This is a genomic window from Nocardia cyriacigeorgica (assembly GCF_010858045.1).
Classification (GTDB): Bacteria; Actinomycetota; Actinomycetes; order Mycobacteriales; family Mycobacteriaceae; genus Nocardia; species Nocardia cyriacigeorgica_E.
Genome location: NZ_JAAGVC010000062.1, coordinates 1 through 20,062 on the forward strand (window position 1 = coordinate 1; position 20,062 = coordinate 20,062).

The following is a 20,062-nucleotide window of genomic DNA, read 5'->3' on the forward strand; positions in this document are numbered from 1 at the left end:
GCGCTGATCGCCGCTGCGCTCCTCGTGACCGCGACGGCGGCGGCCGCGTGGGGGGCGTTCATCGGCCTGGCGTCGACCGGGGTGGTGCGGAGTGGCTGGGTGGTGCGAGGGGGCTGGATGGTGCGGACTGCCTGCGTGGTGCGGAGTATCTGCGTGGTGCGGCAGTGCGACGCGGACGAGAGTGGCCAGGACGACCGACAGCACGGCGAGCGCACCGTAGACGCTGCGCCAGCCGCACAGGTCGGCGAGCCCTCCGGTGACGACTCGCGCGCCCAGGATGCCGATCACCACCCCAGCGGTCACCACGCCGATATTTCGTCCGCGTTCACCAGGCGTCGAGACCGACGCCGCGTAGGCCACCGTGGTCTGCACGACGACCGCGACCACCCCGGTCGACGCCAGGCCGATGAACGCCACCCACGCGGCCGACGCCGTCGCGGTCACGAGGAGCGCAGCGGCGATCAGCGCGAGGTGCGCGGCAATGAGGCCGCGCCGGTCGGCGACCACATCGCCGAGCGGAACCAGCAGGATCAAGCCGGCCAAGTAGCCGAGCTGAGCAGCAGCGACGAACCACCCCGCGCGTTCGGCCGGCACGCCGAGATCGCGCGCCATTGGCTCCAGAATCGCCTGCGCGGCATAGATGCTCGCGACCGCGACACCACACACCAGTGCGAGCAGAGCTCGCTGCCGAACACCCATCACCATCCAATCGGTAGCAAAATGCAACTGATCTGACGGTAAGGCATGATGGTTTCAAACTGCAACTGATCGGAAAGGTGACATGCCGCCCACTGTGAGCTGGACCGACCCGCACTGCCCGGTCGCCCGCACCCTCGACCTCGTCGGCGACCGGTGGAGTCTGCTCGTCATCCGCGACGCCATGGACGGCGCTCGATCGTTCACCGAATTCCAGCGCCGCACCGGCATAGCCCGCAATATCCTCACCGACCGCCTCCGCAAACTCACCGACCACGGCCTGATCACCCAGCGCACCGCCCCCTCCGGCCGCCGCAGGGAATACGTACTCACCGAAGCCGGCCGCGACCTGTTCCCGGTCATCGTGACGCTGCGGCAATGGGGTGAACGGCACGCATTCGGCCCAGGCGAAACCCGCTCCGCCCTCGTCGATGAACGCGGCACGCCGGTCCAGCCGCTGGCGCCGATCGACGCGGACGGTGCGCCGCTCGGGCCGGACAACACGCGAGTACTGAAAGTCGACTAGCGCGGCCGGCGGTCTCCTTCACGTGCCGCCCGCGAGCAGGCCGTCGATCACCTGCCGCGCCATGCTCACGCTGTCCTCCTCGCCCAGGCGCAGGGCCAGATTGACCGCATTCAATACCGCGCTGACCTGGAAGGCGGCCACCGCGGGATCGAGGTCGGCGACCTCTCCTGCGGTGACGGCCAGTTCGAATTGCGTCGCGAGAGTCGTGTGCCACGCGCGCTGTTGCGCCGATAGCGCATCTCGGACCGGGCCGGGCCGGCTGTCGAAGATCGGCAGGTTCGCGCCCCAGAAGCAGCCGCCGGCGAACAGGGGTTGTGCGGCGTAGTCGATCCACCGGTCGACCAGCGCACGGATTCGCGCGGCGCCGGCGGGGGCATCCTCGGCGGGCCGGACGACGGCTTCGGCGAAGGCTTCCTGCGCTGCTTCCACGGTCGCGAGCTGTAGTGCCTCTTTGGTCCGGAACAAAGTCTGGATGCCGGCCTTGCTCATGCCGAGATCTCCGGCGAGGCGCCCGAAGCTGAGGACGTCGAGACCATCTTGCGAGGCGATGTCGACGGCGCGGCGGGTGACTGCGCGCCGGGAGCGGGCTCCCCGCTGTAGCCGCAGGTCGGCGCTTTCCCTCGCCGTTGGGTGCCCAGTGGTGACCATACGGTCGATCGTATGCCGCTCGGGGAATCCGGTCGACGGGTTGAGAAATACATACGGTCGACCGTATTGTTATCGGTGTCGCATCGGAACGTGCTCGGGTACGTCGCCGAGCCCGGTGCGGGCGAGGAGGAATGCCCGATGGATGGCGTAACCGCCGAGCAATCGCTCACTTCGAACACGAGGGGTCGTGACCATTCGACGGCAATCGTGTGGATTCTGTGCGCGGCTGCCTTCATGGCGATGCTCGCCGTCCTCGCCGCCGCCACCGCCCTCGGCCTCACTGCCCGTACCCGCACGTCGTAACCGAAACAAGGAGCCGCACATGCCGGACATGACCGAACACACCGACCCCCTCTGCCTTTCCGAGGCAACCGCCGCCGCCTTACTGGTCGACGCCCCCTGGCGCCGATTCGGCGTCATCGGCGACAGCCTGTCCGCCGGTATCGGCGACCCCACGCCCGGCTATGCGAACAAGGGGTGGGCGGACCGAGTCGCGGATGCCCTTCGGCTCGTCGCCCCCGATGCGCAGTACCGCAACCTCGCGGAGATCGGCGCCACCACGTCCGAGACCATCACCGGCCAGCTCGACCGAATGGCCGAATTCGCCCCCGACCTGCTGCATCTTCCCTGCGGCCCCAACGACATCATGCGCCGTGACCCCGATTTCGACGAGATCGAACAGACGCTGCGCCGCATGTATGACGCCGCCTCCCGCACCGGCGCCCAACTGATCACCTTCACGCTCGGCAGAGCATTCGTCATGCCGTCATTTGCCGACTGGAACCAGCGGAGCCGGGCGATGAACGACATCACCCGCCGCGTCGCCGGCGACTACGGTGCCCTCGTCATCGATATGTGGAACCACCCGGTCAACGATCGCGACAACCTGCTCAGCGCCGACCGCATCCACTTCTCCACCTCCGGCCAGGCGGTGATGGCCGCTGAAGTCATCCGGGGACTGGCTGGTGTGCCGGCGATCCGGTGAGGGTGCGTGTTTACCAGGTAACGCGGGCCCTGCTCGACTCGTGGGCGAAATCGGTACCGGAACGTAGCCGAAGCTTCCCATCCACCGGGAGATCGAGCTCGACGCCCGTCGAGCCGCTCTTAATGTGACTCCGGCCACTGACACGTCCCAGTGTGGTGCGCAGCATATCCACGAGGAGTCCCAATGAATCTGATGAAGTCTCGCCTGTTCGCGGTGATCGCGACGATCATCGCGGCGGTGGCGCTGATGGCAGCCGGAGCCGGTAGCGCGGCCGCGGCGCCGCACACCGGGGAAATGTTCCTCACCTTTGTCCGCCACGGTGAATCGGCAGGCAACACCTCCGGTCTGATCGACACTTCCGTGCCGGGACCCGGCCTCACCGAGAAGGGGCGGGTGCAGGCCGCCGCGGTGGCCCAGCTGCTGGGCGATTGCAAGTTCGACGGTGTCTACGCGTCCACGATGGTGCGGACCCAGCAGACGGCGGAGCCGACCGCCCAGCTGTGCGGCCATCCGACGGTCGTCGAAGAGGGATTCCACGAGATCGAGGCGGGCATCTACGAGGGCACCCCGGAGAAGGACGCGCGCGAGGGCTACTTGGCCGCACCGATCCAGTGGTTGCAGGGCAACCTGGATGCCAGGATCCCCGGTTCGCTCAACGGCCACGAATTCAAGAAGCGCATGGACGACTCCATCCAGGACATCCAGGACCGCGGCAACAAGCGCGCGGTGATCTTCTCGCACGGCGGCGCCATCATGTTCTGGGCACTCATGTCGGTCTCGAACCCTGATATGAGCAAGCTCCAGTCCGATCCGCTGCACAACACCGGACGGGTGGTCGTGAAGGGCACCCCGGCCAAGGGCTGGAAGCTGGTGTCGTGGGACGGCCATCCCGCGGCCTGAACCTTTACATCCGGTTCGCCGGCGGTAGGTGCGCTGACGGGTGTTGCGAACGACGCGATGCCAAGCGTCAGCACACGCACCGCCGCCGGCAACGCTGGGGCGGCCCAAGTCATGGTGAACGACGTGCGCTCGCAGCTCATCCGTGGCGTGGGGGCGGTGATCGAACCGAAGACGGCGCAGGTACGGGCCGTCGCGCTCGAATGGTCCGGTCAGGCCTCGTCCACCCAGTACCGGTTCAACCGCTCGATCGCGGCCGCCTTCGACATCGAGGCCACCTCCGCCTCGCTCAAGCCGACACGGTGGATCAGCAGGTGGACGAGGTCGGTCGGCAGCGACTCTCGGGGGGTGGCGCGCAGCCCTCGGTCCGGACGAACCTTGTCCAGCACGCACGCCCAGAAGGCCGACTCGTCGACGACCAGCTGATCACGGAGGATATGTGCCCACATCGACGGCCCATATCCGGTGCGGTCCACCGGGCGGGAGATCCGGGTTCGCAAGGTTCTTCCGTTCGGCAGCGGCAGCTGGTAGGTGACGTGATGTGTACCGGTGCGTCCCCGGGAGTCGCGAACCCGCTGCCACTGTTCGATCTGACAGAACTGCTCATGATATTCCCGCGTCGGCTCCGGCCGGTTCACCGCGCCGCCCCGACCAGCCAATCTCGCAGCTGCTCATCGGTACTGAGCTCGACCAATTGAACAAGCCCCCAATTCTCTGTGTGGTCGGAGGCGGTCCGTAGTCCGCCCTGCCAGTCCTCGGCGTACTCACGCAGGGCGTCGATCAGCTCCAGGATCGCCTCATCGAAGGTCGCACCGTCGGCCGCGATCGGCGTCCCATCGATAAACGCCCACCAAGCGTCGTCTTCGTTGACTACCTTTGCCTGCGGACAGAGTCGCGACAGGGCATACCGCAATCTCTCAGCATCGACGACGGCGGCCTGACGCGAATCGCGCGTCACTGTGGCCACCCGTCCTTCGTCTGCGGCGTCGAGTAATTGCTTCAGATGGGCACGTGCCGAGGTGTAGCTGTCGTAGTGAATGGCGGACATCGATACCTCCCTGATCGCCGACTCCAGAATGCTCTGCATCGGCGAGTACGTCAAGTACGTCACGTACTTGGCTGCTGGGCGCTGCCGGGGGGGGTGCTAATCGAGGAAGTAGGCGTCGACCTTCTCATCGGTATCGAGGATCTCCTCCGAAGCCACGCCGAGTTCCATCGCCAGCTCGACCGATCCGACGAGCGCGACCTGCACGTCAGGCGAGAAGGCTCGTTCGAGCAGCCCGAGATAGCTCGACATGCTCTGATCCAGCTTTGCCAGTATGGCCTGGTACTCGGCGGTGAGTTGCTCGTCGAGCGTGCGCTGCTCGTCGAGGTAATGCTTGATCAGCGCAGCCTCTCGCTTGGTCAACGAAGATGCGATGGCCCTGTACAGCACAGTGCCGACCGTGGTGCCGATGACGGCCCCGAGGACCGGGATGGGGATGGTCGCCTGGCCGACGAAAGAGGCCAGCGCGCGTACTGCGGCCTCCAAGGCGAGGAGCTCGGAGGTCTCGATGAACTCGAGTTCGTCGATCTGGTCCCGGCGGAGTTTGTTCGCTTGCTCTGCGATGCTGAACGATGTGGTGACGATCGAGCTGGCGACGGCCGCGGAGGTCGCGGTGAAGTTGGTGAGCGCGTAGATGCTCAGTCCTCGGACGCCACCCTCGCCGAAACCCGAGCCGGTTTCGGCTGCGATGTCTATCCAGTCGCGCTCGCTGAACTCACTGAGCCGCTTGCCTTCCCGACGCTTTGCGGCCACCGCCAGTACGAACGCGGTCCCGCCCGCAGTCGCGGCAGCCGTGAGTGCGGCCGTGCCTCCTTCTCGCACCGTCGGACGGCTGCGCTGGTAGGCATCGTCGCGCAGGGACCGATCCGTGGCGTGGAGCGAGCGCTTCTCGGCCGCCATGGTCGAGGTGTAGGCATCGCGCTGCACTTCGCTGTACTCGAGCGTCGAGGGTTCGAGCGATTCGAAGCCGACCGATCTGTCTTGGAAGAACGCCTGGACCCGCTGCCAGTCTCTGAGGGAAGGTCCGTCGCCGCTGCGTGAAAGCAGCTTGCTCGCTTCCTCGGGCGATAAGGCATGTAGCTGCTGGATCACCTCGAAATGATCACGGGGTATCTGATATTTCCCACCGTTGCGCACGTATTCGGGGTATTTCTGGAGGTGCTCGGCGATCGCGCCCAGTGAGAAACGGCCACCCGCCGCGACGAATTTCTGCTGGATCTCGACACTTCCGCGCATCAGGTCGACGGGTCCGTTGTCGTTGACCCACTGGTAGACGGCCTCGTGGCCGAGGATCTGCCTTCGGGCATTGCCGATCCCCACCTCGGCGATCTCGGCGATGAAGCCATGCATGCCATGCTGTCCGCCGCGGTTGGCGGCGACGACCTCGAGGTCGATCTTCCTGACGGCTTCATCGACGCTGGTGAGCGCGTCCCAAAGGTTCTGGTCCTGCTGGCTGAGCGCGCTCAGAAGTCTGTCTATGCGGAGCTGGTTGAGATAGCTCACCCACGAAGCTATTGCCTGTTCTTGGATGCTCGTGACGAACTCGGCAGCGTCACTCACTATCGGCATCCTGTTCGATGCGCGCGCTCAGCATGGTCGCGCACGACTTCGTGTTGTTCACCAACGTCGCGAGTGTCGACCGCTCGGCAGGGGAGAGCGCGTGGAAATCGGCTCGGAAGTGCACCAATGCTTCGCCGTAACTCTTTACCAGCCCTTCGCGGAGCAAGGTCGTCCGCTGGAGGAGGTCGTCGATCTGGGCATCCATGCCTTTGACGAGGGCGGTGTTGCGCTTGATCGCGGTCAGCGCTTCGTGCTTCGCCTCTCGATTCTCGAACTTCTTCTTCGCGAACAGGGCGATCGACGCGAGAAGGGTTGCGCCCGCGATTGACCAGCCGATCGGGCCGGCAAGCGCGAGCAGTGTGGTGCCTGCCGCAGTGCCGCCGCCACCGGCCGCCAGCGCGCCGCCACCGAGCCACGCCAGTGCTGCCTGGCTGGCTGCCGCCCCGGAAAGGGTCGAGATCGCGGTGCCGGTCGACGCTGTCCCGAAGGTGGTGGCGACCCACATCGCCGCCGACGGTGCCAGGCCCGCTACGGCGGTGCCCGCCGCGAACCCGGCACCGGCACCGGCAGCCGACCGTCGCGCCGCTACCAGCTCTTTGTGCGCGAATTCCTCCGCGCTCGAGAACCGATTCCGATGTAGCTCGATCTCGTCGAAGTCAGTGTCGAATGATTTCGGGGTGTTGGCGATACTGTTCACCAACTGCTCGACCAGCTCGATCAAGTCCGTCGAACGTTCGCGCTGACGCAACAGCGACAGGCCCCTGTCGGCCATCGCCGTGAAGGCGCCGTTGTATTCCGCTACGGCCACTTCGTAGGGGTCCGGTCGTTTCGCAGTCAGCTTCTCGACTCTGCCTCTGGCAGCGACCTTGACGTTGCCAACCTGCCCGGCGAGCTGCGATGAAGCGGTTCGCGCCGCCTTTCCGATACCGTCGACGGTCCTGCCGATGCCCTCCTTGGCGCTGCCTACGTCGAGCTGTTCTACCATCGCACCCTCCAAGACCATTGCGGCTCAACTACGTAGCGGAGAATATCGGCCAGGTGGCACAGGTTGGACGGGATGCACACTCCGGTCCGGCCAGGGCGGGCGGGATCTGTGGGACGGCCATCCGCCTCCCGAACCTCGAACTGGCGAGACCGGACCACACAGAGTGCAGTGCGGTCTCGTGGAGGTCGGCTCGAGTCAGGGCGGTGACGTCGTCGGCTCACGCTGCGATCTCGCGGACCGCGTCGGCGATGGCGCGGAAGTCTTTGCTCAGGATCTTGGAGTGATTGCTGGAAACCTTCGCGCTGAGCACGACATTCGGGTTGTTGGCGAATACCGGCTCGAGTGAGGTCCGCGCCTTTTCCATCTCGCCGTCCTCGCTGCCGAGGCTGTTACCGGTGGCCACCACGAACCGCACCGGCCGTCGCAGGCGCTCGAGGACCGGGCCGCTGGCGTCGGCGATCTCGTTGAGTTCGATATTGACCTCGGCGTGCTGGGCGGCGCTCATCCGCGCGGCCATTCCGAACGGACGGGTCAGCGGGAGCAGGAACCGCATGCGGTGGAACAGTTTCCGGATACGTTCGGCTCCTTCGGCGCCGGTGAGTCCGTAGGGTGCGGAGTCGACGGTGACCACGCCGGCAACGCGGTCTGGGTTGCGGTCGGTCCAGTGCCAGGCCAGCACCCCGCCGTAGGACCAGCCGACGAGAATCGCGCGATCCACCCCGCGTGCGGCGAGGACGGCGTCGATATCGCGCAGGCACGCCTCGAAGGAATAGTCGGACGATTGCTGCGACTTGCCGCGGGCCCGCTCGTCGAAGGTGATGTGTCGCAGGCCGGGCCCGAGCTCGGCGATCACCTTCCGCCAGTGCTTGTGGTCGGCGTAGGCGCCGTTGAGGTAAACCACCGGAGTGCCGGTGCCGCCGGTGTCGGTCACGTACAGGGCGGTGTCCTCGACGGGCACCATGCCGGTCCACGCCGTTGCGGTCGAATCGTTGGTCTGGGAGATCGTTGTGTTCGTCATGTGAATACAGTCGCCGCCCGGGCTGACACCGCCCTGATACCGTGCTGACACCTCCGCTGACACCCTCGCGCCGAGTTCGGGAAGCGGCGTGGTGATCATCTTCGATGGGGCGATCGCGCGAGAATTCGCGACCCTGATCGTCACGCCCATGCGCGCAATCCAGGGCTCCACAAGGCGGGAACCTTCTGCCGTGCAGCGCGTTCCGTGCGTTTTCGGCCGCCAAGCGCTCAGCACCGCGCAAGCCGGCCGTGTTCTTCGAATCAGAACATCCCATTCGGGATCCGGCCGGCCTCGGGCACGGGCTGGACCACGTCCCAGTGCTCGACGATCTGCCCGTCCTCGAGCCGCCAGATGTCCACGACGGCCATCCCGTTCTCATCGTCGGCCGTGGTCATCCGGTAGTGCATGACCACGAGGTCGTCTTCCGCGATGACCCGCGCGAGGTCCAGCCGCGACGCGGCAACCGGCGCGGAAGCGATGAACTCGATGAACGCCTCGCGCCCGCTGGGATTGCCCGGGCTGTGCTCGACGAAATCTTCCCGCAGCAGCGTGCGGAGGACCTCGACATTGCCTTTGGCGAATTCCCGGAAGCCCTCGACTACCAACTGTTTATTGGTCTTGTGCATGCCATCACTGTTGTGGGCCCGGAGGTGCATTGTCGATTACCTGCCTGGTAATTGCCGGGGCACCCGGCCGGTGGGCACACTCGGGGGAATGACGAACGATCGTCGCATCGGTGAGCTCTTGCGCGAATGGCGGCACCGCAGCCGGCTGACCCAGCTCGACCTGGCCATTCACGCCGAAGTGTCGGCTCGGCACATCAGTTTCATCGAAACCGGGCGGACCATCCCCAGCAGTGCGATGGTTCTCCATCTGGCCGAGCGGCTCGGTATTCCCCTGCGCGAACGGAACCGGCTGCTCGTCGCCGCCGGGCACGCGCCGATCTTCGGTCAGCACCCGCTGGACGACCCCGACCTGGCCCGGGTGCGGGAGACGGTCCAGCAGGTTCTGCTGGGACACGAGCCCTACCCGGCGCTCGCCGTGGACCGCCGCTGGAACCTGCTGCTTGCCAACAGCGCGGTCGAGATATTCCTCCAGGGCGCCGACCCACGACTACTCGAACCGCCGATCAACATGATGCGGCTGGGTCTGCATCCGAACGGCCTCGCCCAGCGACTACGCAACCTCGACCAGGTACGCGGCTACCTACTGCCCCGGCTGGCCCACCAGGCCGCCCGCAGCGGAGATCCGCAACTGCACGCCCTGTACGAGGAACTGGCGTCGTTCGGCCCCGACCCCGAGCCCGGACCGCCCGACCCGGCCGAGATCGCGCTAGAGCTGCGAATCGCCCATCACGGAACCGAACTCTGCTTGATCAACACCGTCACAACCTTCGGCGCGGCTTTCGACGTGGCTGTGGATGAGATCGCTGTCGAAGCCTATCTGCCGGCGTCCCCGGAAACTCGCTCCTTCTTCCGGATGGGGCAGGACACCTGGCCCTGACCCGATGCGCGTCAGGGTAGCCCGCAGTGAGTCAGCCGTGCGCCGTGTGACGGTGCGCGGATACACAGTCGGCGATCAACGCCGCTAGACCAAGCCCAGGTCGGGATCCCCGTTCCAGGTGACACTTTGCGCATACTCGCGGCATTGCGACTGTGCGAGCGCGCGGTATCACCATGCCGGTCAAGCGTTTACGGCCCAGCGCGCCATCGACACCAGGATCTCGCGAACTGAGTGGAACGCGCCCCGTCGAGCATGGTGTCCGTCGTCGGACGCTAGACCGTCCGATAGATATCGCGGAATGCTTCGCGGACCACTGCCGCATCCGGCGCGCCCCGCTCCGCTATCCCCGTGACCACTTCGGACACCCGCCAGTAGTTGGACGGGACCAGGCGGCCGGACTCCACCGCCGCCAGGGCAACGTGGGCGGCTTCCTCCGCCTTGTCCGCCGATACCAGGGCGAACCCAAGGTCCAGGTTCGCCGACGCGATCCGGCGCGGTCGGGCGGTCGGCGAACGCTGGAGATCGGCAAGGACGTGCCGGGCGTAGGTCTCCGCTGCCGGATCTCCGAGCCAGGACAACGTGGTGGCCACGTAGGCGTCCGATTTGGCCGGGTCGTAACGGAAGTGATGTTCCGGCCGGTCGGGCGTGCTCAGCCCAGAGACCAGGCGCGCGACTCTGCGCAGCGCGTTGTAGGTGCCCTTGCTGTCCCCGAGCCGGGCGAGGGCGCGACCCTCCTGTGCGGTGGCCTGGATGTATGCCGAACTGTCCGCCGGCGCGATGGCCTGGGCCGCGCGGGACAACTCGGCTGCTTCGGGGTACGCGCCGTTCGTGAGTTGTTGCCACGCCCGTGTTTCCAGGCACCACGCCGCGATCTCGGGGTGTCCGGCTTCGTCGGCCAGTTTCCACGCGAGATGCCCGCGCGCAGCTGCCGCCGAGGTCTCGTCCAGGTCGATATGGCATGTGCTCGCCAACAGCGAGAGCCATCCGACGGCGACCAGCAGGCGGCGGTGCTGGGCCAAGGTCTTGCGGGAGTCCATGAGTCGCCCGGCGTAGCCGAGATGCTGCCGGATGCTCACCAGCAGTTCGCCTGGTGGCGTGGTCGGGTAGCTTGCCGCCAAGTCGTCCACGGCCAGTTCCAGCCGTTCCAGGGTGTCCCCGCCGATGTCGGAGGATGCCACGCGCGCAATCCATTCCGCCGCCGCCCGTTCCCCGTCGTCCGGTTCCACGAACAGCGCTGACCCGATCCCGAGCGCGTCGGCGTAAGCGCGCACGTGCTCCGGCCTGATCTGGCGCTGCCCGGTCTCCAACATCCCGAGTAGCGGCTTGCTGTAGTGCGTGCGCGCGGCCATCGCGGACAGGCTCAGCCCGGCTGCCTCTCGTGCGGCGCGCAGTCGCTCACCGGTGACGTGCTCCTCAGCGGAGTCCATGGATTCCACGGTAACCGCGCAAGGCCTGCGCGGTAGGGCAGTGCCGTGTTCTGTCGCGGGGTGTAGACCGATGTGGGCGGCAAGGTGGCCCCTGGCCGAAAAATCCACTCATACCCTTCGTTTCAGCCCCGCCGCCGGATACCGAACCGGACCGGCACCGGTTCCCCGGCGGCGGGCGCGACCCAGCCGTAGAGCGAAGGGGAAACGATGCGGCCGAACGCATTCGGATGGATCGACTACGAGATGAGTACCGCATCCGAGTGGGATCGGGCACAGATACCGAGATTCGCGCGACGGCTCGGCTACCGCGTCGTATGGCCGGGCGAACGCTCGGTGCTGCCCGTGGCCGAGCAAGTCCGCAATGCCGGGGCGGAGGTGGTGATCCTGCCCGCACCGGATCATCTCGGACCGCTGGAGCTGAACAGGGTGATGGACGTGGCCGACGTGGAGGTGATCTTGCCCCGGTTGTCCTTCGCCCGCTGGGGACTGGTGAGGGGCGACTGGTGATGACGCTCGGCTGGGTCGTCGTGATCGCTGTGCCGATTGGTGTACTAGTGTGGGCGGTGTTGTGGCCACGGCGGTGACAGAGGGAACGTCCGCTATGTACGTGAGCGTTGGCCGCTGTCGCCGATCGGACTTGGCGACATCGGTCGACCGCTGAGATCGCTGTTCAGCATGCTGACTGGTCGGTGATCGGACGACAGATCAGCATTTCGGTTCCGCCCACCTGGAACTCGTAGTCGACATCGACGATCCGGCCGTCTATCGCGTGCGTGCGTAAGTCGGCGAGCAGATTGTCCAGACGCGGGTAGCGGGAGGCCTCGCCGATCGGTACGAGCGGAAAGACACGCAGTTCACCATGGGCGACTCGCATCAGCTCGATCAGGGCGCTGAGGTGAAAGTCGTAGTCGAGGTCCTGGGCATAGCTGAACAGTAGGTGCGAGCTGAGTACTAGGTCGAAATCATTGTCGGGGAAGGGAAGCCGGGGCAACCGTCCGGGGACGTAGCGGCTCGGGTCTTGTCGGGTATGGGTGGCGAAGCGTTCGGCCGCGTGATGGCGCCGGAGCCGGTGCTGTTCGGGGTCGGTGAAGCGACTCCACTTGTAGAGGTGCTGGTGGGAGCGCACAAATCGGTTGCCGCGCTCGACCTCGGTCAGGGCGGTTGCTGCGACCTTGTCGATGCCACCGTCGAAAATATGCGACATCGCACGCGGTGACATCACCACCTTGGCGGCATATTTTGGCGGTGAATCCCGCTGCGCCACTGGGGCAGTCGAGTATCCGTGAACGGAGGTCGGCGTCGGTGAGGTTGAACATCGCTCGGTATTCGTCGAGCGAGCGAGAGCTGACTAGGATTCGGCCGAAGCTTTCGGCTGGCGACTGTTCGTCGGTGTAGGGCATTGGTGGGTTGTCCTTCCTCGATTCCAGCGCCACCCACACGGCTGGAACGAGCTGTCGCCCGACGACAGGACAGGGCCGCGGATGAGGCGGCCACACAGGGTCTTCGGCCGCTAGGACAGGTGCCACCAACGGCGCGCGAAGATCATCACCGGTCGATTAGACCACAAGCGGTGTGCAACACGGAGTACGAGGTTCCCCTATTGTTGGACGGCGGGGTAAACAGGTTCCGATCTCGGACCAGCTGTGACCGAAGTCGAAGAGGCTGGACGGGTATCAGTCCCAACGAACGAGGTCGGGCCATCGGAGTGGTGCTCCAGTGGCCGAACGGCATCTATGCACAAATCCGGTTCGGCGGCGACAGCTACACCGTGACTATTACGGCTGGCTTGCCCCGATAGGACACATCTCGTTCATTCGCGATGTGGCAGTCGTGCCACTCCGAAATCGGAGCAGCGGCGGTCGCGGCAGAAGAGGCCCGTGGGCAGCCGATGCCGTCGTTACTTGCTGTGTCCGGGCAGCAAGGCATTCACTGATGTCGCAGGCGCGATCGTCACAGCGGGACGACCGATCTCGCCGGCCGTGCGGTCGTGGCGCGGGTCCTCGAAACGGCGGGAGTGGCACTCGTCCGACGCCTCACTCGCTCGGCTTGAAAGGGAGATCACTGCGTTCACGGCCAACTGGGCTGTGCAGCACACCCAGTCAGATCGGTTTGCGTTCTTGGCCTCCCACCCGGGCCGCTGGATTAGGCTGGGCGTGACCTCCAGCTCAGGGGCGGTACGGGACCTGGTCACCGTGCCGTGCCGGGAAAGGAGGTGATGGGGATGGCTAAACACCGTCGGAGCAAGAAAGAAGCCCCGGTCGATTACGGCCTTCTGGTTGCGACAGCTTCCGTGATCGCCGGGGCTCTGTTCCTGGTCAGCCGAGTTCGAAAGGCTAGCTAACCCATCAGGGTGGGGCGTCGTGGCTGCGGCGTCCCACCCGCTCGGCGTATGACGATCATACAGGTGTATGACGACCATACAGGTGTATGACGACCATACGCGGGACAAGAGTGGGTCGGAAAGCTCTTCCGGCGACTGCCTGTGGGTATTCATCCCTTCGTTCGGCGTAGCTGACTGATCCTGCCGTTGGTCAAGCCCAGCTGTTCACCGACCTCCGTGACGGTATGTCCGCCGGCGATAGTCTCGTTGATGGCCTCTTGACGGACTGCTGCGGCCTCGGCTGACCAGGTCTGATCCGCGAGATGAGCGCCGTAGCTAGCCGGTACACGGAATTGGAGCGGCGTACAAACTGCGTACAGAAGCGGCGGAATGGCTCGATGGTGCCGGGAAGAAACCTCCCTGACCTGAGCAAACGCTGTGCACCTAAGCGGACCTCTTTCAAACCGTGGAGGTTTGAAAGAACCCGCTTTGGTACGCCTCACCGGAGCGCTTTCAAACATGCCGCGACCCCTGGAGCGACTAGTGGCCAAGCTTGGTGAACAGCCCGGCGAAGCCGTCGGAAGTGCTCGGCCCAGGAAGCTCGCCCACAAGCTCGCATCGGCAAAGACCGAGCGACGACCGTACAAACCGAACCGGAAGCTGGCACCTGAGGAGATCGTGAACCTGGTGGCCCAGTACCGAGCTGGTGCGTCTATTGCAGAGCTGGCCCGTGAGTTCGGCATGCACACGCAGACAGTGGACGCCCATCTGAAGCGGCAGGGTGTCGAGAAACGGTCGCTTCGCAAGATGACGAATCGGCAAGTGAACCGAGCAGCCACGCTGTATCAAGCAGGCTGGTCCACGACGGATCTTGCCAAAGAGTTTGGCGTCGCCGCACCAACGATTCGAGCCACGCTTATGCGTGCGGGCGTACAGCTGCGCAGTCCGGCCGAGGGGCGGTGGCACACGACTCGTAAGATGCCGCGCCGTAGGAAGCAATAACTCGACGTCATAGAACCGGGTCACATGCCTCTCGAATTGGCTGTGGTCCTAGTTGAAGCCAGGCCGAAAAAATGGCTGAGTACTACGAGCCTCTAGCAGGCCCGCTTCATCAAGGAATATGCTCGGCTCTGCGCGGCTTGTCGACTTGGTCCAATTGATCTGGTCAGAATAATAGACCTCGATAGATTCCCGAGCGCGGGTTAGCGACACATAAAACTTCCTGCGCTCTTCTGCCATTTTCTCCGGATTGCCGATCGCGTTAAAATGCGGAACCAGGTTCTGGTTCATGCCAAGAATGACGACATGATCGAATTCTAGTCCCTTGCTAGAGGTCATCGTGGTGACTTCGACACAGTCTGACTTGCGCACTCTTTGGGCAAAAGCACGGGTCGAAAAATCCTTCAAGGCCCCGGTAGTGACAGCGAGATGCATCGCTTCGGCATCCGGTGCGTCCCCGGCGAACTGAGGTCGTTTCGAGGCGATGTCAAGGCCCGCATCCCGCAGGGATTCAATCGCACTGCTCGCGGGATCATCGAGGTGCCTGCGAATTTCAAGTAGAACTCGGGTAAGTTCCACGGCTCGACTCCAGTCCCAATGATTGCCTAATAGGCTTCGCCAGCGGCGTTGTAGATCCGCTAGCCGATATTCGTCCTCGTCGCAGGCTAGTGATGACCAAACCACACAGCGCTCAACAAAGCTGGTTAGTGTGCTGAGTCCGTATTCTTGGCTATTACGAAAGAACACTGGCAATTGACGCTGTCTCAGTGCTATTGCTGCGACACCACAAAAACGATTATCAGGGCAGATGACCACGATCTCATTGAGTGACACACCCTGCTGCTGAAGCTCCTGGATGTAGTCGGCGGCCTGGACACTCTGACCAGCGGAGCCACCAGGACAAAAAGTAGCTCGAACACGGCCTCCAACACGTCTACCAACTACCTCGTATTCTGAGTGCTTCATTGACTTAGCAACACGAAGAATTTCATGGCCGGATCGGTAGTTTGATTTCAGCTGAATCGGTGTCACGCCTTGTCTGCACGACAGGTCATGCAACAACTCCGGTTTGGCGCCGTTGAAGCCGAACACTGCTTGATCTGGATCGCCGACGGCGAACAAGTCAGATTCGGTGAAGTAGTCAAAGCAAAGGGCCTTAACCAGCCTGTCGAGGCCCGGCGCAAGGTCTTGATACTCATCTACGTAGATAGATGGGTACTTGGCGTTCAGCACCTTTCTGACAGTCCGGCTTTTCTCAACGATCTCGACTGCCGCCTCGATGATTCCTGTGAAGTCGATAAGGTTCGCGCTCGCGAGGTTGTTTAGGTAGCGCTGCGCCACGTCGAAAACTACGTCACCGGCGGCTGCCCATTGCTCGTCTGTGGCAAATCTATTGCGCAGGACATTTATCGTGGAGTCTAGGTACCTGTCATCCCCCGCGCTAGGAGTACTGGCAATGGCTGCCTTCATGGCTGATTGGGTTTCTGCTTTGGTGGCGACCGAGCGGTGTGTTAGCTCCGCTCTACCCGTCAGTTCTGCAAACGGCAGAATTATCTTTGTATACGCAAAGCTGTGTACGGTACCTATAAATAGCGTCGGCCTGCGCGATGAACCGATCGCTTCGATCCGGGCGCGCAATTCCTCCGCTGCGGCGTTTGTCAGGGTGACGCACGCAGCGCCGTGGGGTGGCGGAATTTTGTTTACAAGATCGAAGGCGACTCGCGTAGCGAGTAGCTTGGTCTTACCGCTGCCTGGAGGGGCATGTACAACAACATGCCCGTCGGTTGCAAATGCCTGCCACTGTTCGGGGTTCGATCGAAGCTCATCTACAGCCTGTGTCAGCTTCATTCCGATACCAGGTATTTCAGCGCTGCTTCGACATAATCGGGCGGTAGAAGTTCACAGGCAGCGATGCGTTGGGCAAATCTCCCCTTGCCACCTTGTTTCTTGATGACATCCAAGTACTCTTCCTTTTCAGGAAGTTTGCCCTGCCAGCGATTGATCGTGTCCAGCGTCTTTGATGCGTTGGAGCGCAGGACCTCCACACAGTTGGTGAGATTGTCTCCATGAGCGGTGATGATGTCGTATTCAAAGGTGTCGCTGCCGACGAATATACCGTTCTCTTCGGGGGTTCCTGTAGCGGGGAGGTCTTCTATGAGTTTCTGTGCGCGGCGATCGCCGCGGCACTTTCCATTGATAATATCGGCGTCGGTCAGTATCGCCCATGGGATACTTAGTGCTTGGCAGAAGCGCGCGTAAGCGAGAAAGTGGGTGCCGTGGATGGCACAGACAGTAACGCCGGCCTTGTCCAGATCGATACCGATCGACTCTGCCAGTTTAGGAACCAGGACCTGCTCTGCGAAACCTTCCACCAACAGCACTTTTCGTGCAAAGACCAACTCGGCACGGGTGGCGTCAAGATAGCGGCCGATGTCTCCCCACTGTGAAGTTGTGAGGTCGGCAGTGTGAGCCAGGGCCGCTGTTGAGGTTCCGTCCTCGCATCGCAGGAAAACCAAGCTTCGTGGATCCGCCACGCTTGCGATGTGTGGTGACTGGGTCGTCAGCAGGACGTTGCGGATGCTCTGTGGCTGTTCGTCGTCAGCGCCCAAGAAGCGGCGGAAGATGAGGCGCTGAAGGTGCGGATGGAGGTGAGCTTCAGGCTCTTCGATCGCGAGTACAACATGCGCAATTTCTGTATCTATCAAGCGTGTCCGAAGGCCGAGTTCCAAGAGCGCCATGTAGAGAATATTCAACGTACCCAGGCTTGCAGTAGAGAGATCGCGGTGTGCGTCACCGTCCACGAATACGCGCATACCGCGGATAAGCCGTAGCGGATCTTCGGGCGCTGCGGCCAGCTCGGTGTCCACCGAGTGGTTCGAACCGACCAAGTCTGTAATCTCCCCGGAGATGCTGTCCGCCAGCTGTTTGATCTGATCTAACGCGTTCAGATCATCATTGGCGTCCTTCATTGCTTTGCGAACGTCATCTAATTTGTCCTCCGGCACCGCCCGCGCCGCAGCTTCGAGCAAGTCTCGAAGCGGAGATTTTCGCCAGCTCTTGATATCTGACTCGACGTCACGCAATGCATGCAGATATTGAAAGTGGATATACCGTCTCAGCTCGCGCGAGATCTGCTGGTCTTCGTTCGTGCCACCAAAAATGCGTCCCTCATACGGCAGCTTTCCGGAAGGGGTCGTCTCACCGGTGTCAATTGGGGCAAACTGATAGGTAAGCCGAGCGCGAAGAGGATTTTCCGACAGTAGTCCGTCTGCGAGCGCGGTCATCAGCGTCGGATCGTCGTCGAACTCGGTGAATTCGACCACGACCTCGATGACGTCCCCTTCGGCCATCGGGTCATACGTCGAGTCGCCGCCGGACAGCCCATCCCAGAAGTCTTCGCGACGAAGTTTCAGGTCGGTGTACGAAAGTGACGGGTCAAGTACAAGCCGCAACGCCTGCAACAGGTTGCTCTTACCGGCGCGATTCTCGCCGACAATCACTGTCCCCGGCTGGAGTTCAAGATCAATATCTGCCAGGTTTCGGAAATTGCGCACCGCGAGCCTACAGACGTGCATCTGTCCCACCTTCGCTCATAGCTCCACCTCTCGATGCAGTAGAAGTCGTTGCGGACAGTGGTGGGCGTTACACATAGAACAGGTGTCAGCAACTTTGTGGCGACACGCCGGATGACACGCCCATGAAGATGCTGCGGGTAGTGCGCGGGAGCCATCAAGAGGGCGTCGAGTGTCACGTCTCATGCTGCAGCTCCTGTGCTGCGGTTCCGCGGCTTCGACGGCGGTGTAGCAATAACTTCTTCCAGCCAAGCCACAAGGTCTGCTGCTTTGGCATTGTCCCGCATCCCATCCCGCAATCGGACGAACAAGCCATCGGCCTGCTGAAGGGTATGACCGAGAAGCCCGCACTGGCGGCACGCCGAACCGAGCCCCCCTCGGCTACCGCAACGTCGGCATCATCAATGAGCAAGGAGCTGAAATCCGCACCGTGGTGGTGGATCCCGAACGCGCCCCCGTGATCGCCTGGGCCTTCCAGGCATACGCGTCAGGAGAATGGACGCTAAAGACACTGGCAGCGGAATTGGAGATGAAGGGTCTGACCACTCGGCCGACGCCGAAGCTCCCATCCAAGCCGGTGGAATACACCAAGCTGCAAGCGATTCTGCGCTCGCCGTATTGCAAGGGGGAAGTTGTCTACCGCGGCGCGACGCATCCCGGCCGACACACGCCCCTGGTCGATCCGGTCACCTGGCAACTGGTGCAAGCCCTACTGACGTCACGGGTCAGCGGCGAGAAGCAGCGCGAGCACCCGCACTACCTCAAGTCGACCGTGTTCTGCGGCGGCTGCGGGAGCAGGCTCATCGTCACCCACGCGAAGAACCGACGCGGCACCGTCTATTCGTACTTCGTATGCCTCGGACGACATCAGAAGTTCAACGACTGCCAACGGCGGGCCGTCCTGATCGAGCGCTTCGAGGAACTGGTCGAAGAGGAATACAAGGCAATCCAACTGGTTTCCGAACTGCGCGAACAGATCGAAGCCGGCCTCCGAGGTGAACTGTCCGCGAGCCGGAAAGCCGCCGATCGTGAAGCGAGAGAGTTGGACACGCGACGGAAGCGCCTGCTCGATGAGCGCGGCAAGCTCCTGCAAGCTCATTATGCAGGGGCGATTCCGCTCGACCTGATGAAGGATGAACAGGACCGGATCGCCGAGCAACTGGCTCGGATCGAGTCCCGCCTGGAAGCCAGCCTGCTCAACATCGAGGTTGTGGAACACAAACTTGCGCACCGCGTTGAACTACGCCAGCAACTGCTACGCGGGCTATCTGGAGGCCAGCAGCAGCATCCGCCGTCTGTTCAACCAGGCGTTCTTCGAGAAGGTCTACCTTGAGCAAGACGAGGTCCGCGTCGAACTGGCCGAACCATTCAAGACGCTGCTCGGCGGCGAGCTGATCGCTCGTGAGACGAGTCCCGTCGAAGCAGCTAGCGCCGATCTGGTCAATGGCATCGACGCGGCGGACCAACGGCCGGCGACTGACGGCGTGGAGCTGATGGATGCCATCCGCAATACGCCGCCTACCAGCGCGGAAACAGAAAAACCTGCACCGGTCGGTACAGGTTTGAAAGGCAATGGTCTGGTGCCCTCGGCAGGATTCGAACCTGCGACACCCGCTTTAGGAGAGCGGTGCTCTATCCCCTGAGCTACGAGGGCCAGTCCGGTGGGGGACGGTGGGAGTCTACCGGGTGTGGGGCGTGGGGACAGCATCTGTGGTGCGTGCGATCCCGGAGACGGGGTATGAGGGGGTTAGGACAGGTTGTGGAAGGAGATGGATATGCGGCGGATGTCGGTGATTATTGCGGGAGCGATGGTGGTTGCGGGGGTGGGGAGCGGGGTGGCTGCGGCCGAGACCGGCGCGCCTGCTCCCGTGGTGGGGGAGC

20 protein-coding genes and 1 tRNA gene are annotated in these 20,062 nt (G+C 63.5%); 8 read left to right on the forward strand and 13 right to left on the reverse strand.

Annotated features, from left to right (window positions below):
* Window positions 1-699 (reverse strand): MFS transporter (locus tag GV790_RS27515; protein ID WP_163817532.1); only part of this gene is annotated, 699 nt, incomplete at its 3' end.
* Window positions 700-781: 82 nt separating this feature from the next.
* Here GV790_RS27515 and GV790_RS27520 point away from each other — a divergent pair.
* Window positions 782-1,222 carry a winged helix-turn-helix transcriptional regulator gene (locus GV790_RS27520; protein ID WP_163817534.1) on the forward strand — a complete coding sequence of 147 codons (441 nt, stop codon included), beginning with the start codon at window positions 782-784 and terminating at the stop codon, window positions 1,220-1,222.
* A gap of 18 nt (window positions 1,223-1,240) precedes the next feature.
* Here the strand turns inward: GV790_RS27520 and GV790_RS27525 are convergent, their stop codons facing one another.
* Complete coding sequence (locus GV790_RS27525) at window positions 1,241-1,870, reverse strand: TetR/AcrR family transcriptional regulator (RefSeq protein WP_163817537.1); 630 nt, start codon at window positions 1,868-1,870, stop codon at window positions 1,241-1,243.
* Between the two features lie 12 nt (window positions 1,871-1,882).
* Between GV790_RS27525 and GV790_RS27530 the strand changes: the two genes are divergently transcribed.
* The 3 genes from GV790_RS27530 (at window position 1,883) to GV790_RS27540 (ending at window position 3,755) form a co-directional block, all read left to right on the forward strand.
* The gene (locus tag GV790_RS27530) at window positions 1,883-2,173 is read left to right on the forward strand and encodes a hypothetical protein (protein WP_163817539.1); all 291 of its coding nucleotides are present in this window, start codon (window positions 1,883-1,885) and stop codon (window positions 2,171-2,173) included.
* Between the two features lie 19 nt (window positions 2,174-2,192).
* On the forward strand, window positions 2,193-2,855 hold the full coding sequence (locus tag GV790_RS27535; RefSeq protein ID WP_163817541.1) for an SGNH/GDSL hydrolase family protein: 663 nt from the start codon (window positions 2,193-2,195) through the stop codon (window positions 2,853-2,855).
* Between the two features lie 183 nt (window positions 2,856-3,038).
* Window positions 3,039-3,755: a histidine phosphatase family protein gene (locus tag GV790_RS27540; protein ID WP_163817543.1), complete on the forward strand. Its 717-nt coding sequence runs from the start codon at window positions 3,039-3,041 to the stop codon at window positions 3,753-3,755.
* Window positions 3,756-3,964: 209 nt separating this feature from the next.
* Here GV790_RS27540 and GV790_RS31450 read toward each other — a convergent pair whose 3' ends face one another.
* The 6 genes from GV790_RS31450 to GV790_RS27570 all read right to left on the reverse strand — a co-directional run bounded on the left by GV790_RS31450 (window position 3,965) and on the right by GV790_RS27570 (window position 8,986).
* Window positions 3,965-4,252 carry a hypothetical protein gene (locus GV790_RS31450; protein WP_256673564.1) on the reverse strand — a complete coding sequence of 96 codons (288 nt, stop codon included), beginning with the start codon at window positions 4,250-4,252 and terminating at the stop codon, window positions 3,965-3,967.
* Window positions 4,253-4,386: 134 nt separating this feature from the next.
* Entirely contained in the window at window positions 4,387-4,839 is a 453-nt protein-coding gene (locus tag GV790_RS27550; RefSeq protein WP_256673565.1) for a type II toxin-antitoxin system HicB family antitoxin, read from the reverse strand.
* A 57-nt stretch (window positions 4,840-4,896) separates the two neighbouring features.
* Entirely contained in the window at window positions 4,897-6,357 is a 1,461-nt protein-coding gene (locus GV790_RS27555; RefSeq protein ID WP_163817546.1) for a hypothetical protein, read from the reverse strand.
* Window positions 6,350-7,342, reverse strand: coding sequence for a hypothetical protein (locus GV790_RS27560; RefSeq protein WP_163817548.1), 993 nt, complete (start codon window positions 7,340-7,342; stop codon window positions 6,350-6,352). Before GV790_RS27560 ends, GV790_RS27555 begins: the two co-directional genes overlap by 8 nt.
* 217 nt (window positions 7,343-7,559) lie before the next feature.
* Window positions 7,560-8,360, reverse strand: coding sequence for an alpha/beta fold hydrolase (locus tag GV790_RS27565; protein ID WP_163817550.1), 801 nt, complete (start codon window positions 8,358-8,360; stop codon window positions 7,560-7,562).
* A 260-nt stretch (window positions 8,361-8,620) separates the two neighbouring features.
* Complete coding sequence (locus GV790_RS27570) at window positions 8,621-8,986, reverse strand: nuclear transport factor 2 family protein (RefSeq protein WP_163817551.1); 366 nt, start codon at window positions 8,984-8,986, stop codon at window positions 8,621-8,623.
* 88 nt (window positions 8,987-9,074) lie between these two features.
* Between GV790_RS27570 and GV790_RS27575 the strand changes: the two genes are divergently transcribed.
* The gene (locus GV790_RS27575; RefSeq protein ID WP_163817553.1) at window positions 9,075-9,863 is read left to right on the forward strand and encodes a helix-turn-helix domain-containing protein; all 789 of its coding nucleotides are present in this window, start codon (window positions 9,075-9,077) and stop codon (window positions 9,861-9,863) included.
* A 272-nt stretch (window positions 9,864-10,135) separates the two neighbouring features.
* Here the strand turns inward: GV790_RS27575 and GV790_RS27580 are convergent, their stop codons facing one another.
* Window positions 10,136-11,290, reverse strand: a complete 1,155-nt coding sequence (locus tag GV790_RS27580; RefSeq protein WP_163817556.1) for a helix-turn-helix domain-containing protein — start codon at window positions 11,288-11,290, stop codon at window positions 10,136-10,138.
* A 243-nt stretch (window positions 11,291-11,533) separates the two neighbouring features.
* Here GV790_RS27580 and GV790_RS27585 point away from each other — a divergent pair, with 243 nt between their 5' ends.
* The gene (locus GV790_RS27585; protein WP_306043378.1) at window positions 11,534-11,797 is read left to right on the forward strand and encodes a hypothetical protein; all 264 of its coding nucleotides are present in this window, start codon (window positions 11,534-11,536) and stop codon (window positions 11,795-11,797) included.
* 163 nt (window positions 11,798-11,960) lie between these two features.
* Here GV790_RS27585 and GV790_RS27590 read toward each other — a convergent pair whose 3' ends face one another.
* Window positions 11,961-12,554 (reverse strand): methyltransferase domain-containing protein, encoded by a 594-nt coding sequence (locus tag GV790_RS27590; protein ID WP_280210810.1) that lies wholly within the window; start codon window positions 12,552-12,554, stop codon window positions 11,961-11,963.
* Window positions 12,555-14,153: 1,599 nt separating this feature from the next.
* Between GV790_RS27590 and GV790_RS27595 the strand changes: the two genes are divergently transcribed.
* Window positions 14,154-14,612 (forward strand): hypothetical protein, encoded by a 459-nt coding sequence (locus GV790_RS27595; protein ID WP_163817560.1) that lies wholly within the window; start codon window positions 14,154-14,156, stop codon window positions 14,610-14,612.
* Between the two features lie 48 nt (window positions 14,613-14,660).
* Here the strand turns inward: GV790_RS27595 and GV790_RS27600 are convergent, their stop codons facing one another.
* Both GV790_RS27600 and GV790_RS27605 read right to left on the reverse strand, forming a co-directional pair.
* Window positions 14,661-16,457 (reverse strand): ATP-dependent helicase, encoded by a 1,797-nt coding sequence (locus tag GV790_RS27600; RefSeq protein ID WP_163817562.1) that lies wholly within the window; start codon window positions 16,455-16,457, stop codon window positions 14,661-14,663.
* Window positions 16,454-18,184 carry an ATP-dependent nuclease gene (locus GV790_RS27605; RefSeq protein ID WP_163817568.1) on the reverse strand — a complete coding sequence of 577 codons (1,731 nt, stop codon included), beginning with the start codon at window positions 18,182-18,184 and terminating at the stop codon, window positions 16,454-16,456. The genes GV790_RS27600 and GV790_RS27605 overlap by 4 nt, the downstream gene beginning before the upstream one ends.
* A 427-nt stretch (window positions 18,185-18,611) precedes the next feature.
* On the opposite strand from GV790_RS27605, the gene GV790_RS27610 reads away from it, so the two are divergent.
* Complete coding sequence (locus tag GV790_RS27610) at window positions 18,612-19,514, forward strand: recombinase family protein (protein WP_163817564.1); 903 nt, start codon at window positions 18,612-18,614, stop codon at window positions 19,512-19,514.
* 245 nt (window positions 19,515-19,759) lie between these two features.
* On the opposite strand, the gene GV790_RS27615 is transcribed toward GV790_RS27610, so the two are convergent.
* Window positions 19,760-19,835: transfer RNA gene (locus tag GV790_RS27615), tRNA-Arg, on the reverse strand.
* Window positions 19,836-20,062 lie beyond the last annotated feature (227 nt).

What these genes read in the sequence shown, in the direction of transcription:
- GV790_RS27560 (WP_163817548.1), bottom strand. Translation starts at nt 7,342, where the DNA reads ATGGTAGAACAGCTCGACGTAGGCAGCGCCAAGGAGGGCATCGGCAGG.
- GV790_RS27575 (WP_163817553.1), top strand. Translation starts at nt 9,075, where the DNA reads ATGACGAACGATCGTCGCATCGGTGAGCTCTTGCGCGAATGGCGGCAC.
- GV790_RS27535 (WP_163817541.1), top strand. Translation starts at nt 2,193, where the DNA reads ATGCCGGACATGACCGAACACACCGACCCCCTCTGCCTTTCCGAGGCA.
- GV790_RS27540 (WP_163817543.1), top strand. Translation starts at nt 3,039, where the DNA reads ATGAATCTGATGAAGTCTCGCCTGTTCGCGGTGATCGCGACGATCATC.
- GV790_RS27605 (WP_163817568.1), bottom strand. Translation starts at nt 18,184, where the DNA reads ATGCACGTCTGTAGGCTCGCGGTGCGCAATTTCCGAAACCTGGCAGAT.
- GV790_RS27520 (WP_163817534.1), top strand. Translation starts at nt 782, where the DNA reads ATGCCGCCCACTGTGAGCTGGACCGACCCGCACTGCCCGGTCGCCCGC.
- GV790_RS27565 (WP_163817550.1), bottom strand. Translation starts at nt 8,360, where the DNA reads ATGACGAACACAACGATCTCCCAGACCAACGATTCGACCGCAACGGCG.
- GV790_RS27580 (WP_163817556.1), bottom strand. Translation starts at nt 11,290, where the DNA reads ATGGACTCCGCTGAGGAGCACGTCACCGGTGAGCGACTGCGCGCCGCA.
- GV790_RS27550 (WP_256673565.1), bottom strand. Translation starts at nt 4,839, where the DNA reads ATGCAGAGCATTCTGGAGTCGGCGATCAGGGAGGTATCGATGTCCGCC.
- GV790_RS27585 (WP_306043378.1), top strand. Translation starts at nt 11,534, where the DNA reads ATGAGTACCGCATCCGAGTGGGATCGGGCACAGATACCGAGATTCGCG.
- GV790_RS27530 (WP_163817539.1), top strand. Translation starts at nt 1,883, where the DNA reads ATGCCGCTCGGGGAATCCGGTCGACGGGTTGAGAAATACATACGGTCG.
- GV790_RS27600 (WP_163817562.1), bottom strand. Translation starts at nt 16,457, where the DNA reads ATGAAGCTGACACAGGCTGTAGATGAGCTTCGATCGAACCCCGAACAG.
- GV790_RS27570 (WP_163817551.1), bottom strand. Translation starts at nt 8,986, where the DNA reads ATGCACAAGACCAATAAACAGTTGGTAGTCGAGGGCTTCCGGGAATTC.
- GV790_RS27525 (WP_163817537.1), bottom strand. Translation starts at nt 1,870, where the DNA reads ATGGTCACCACTGGGCACCCAACGGCGAGGGAAAGCGCCGACCTGCGG.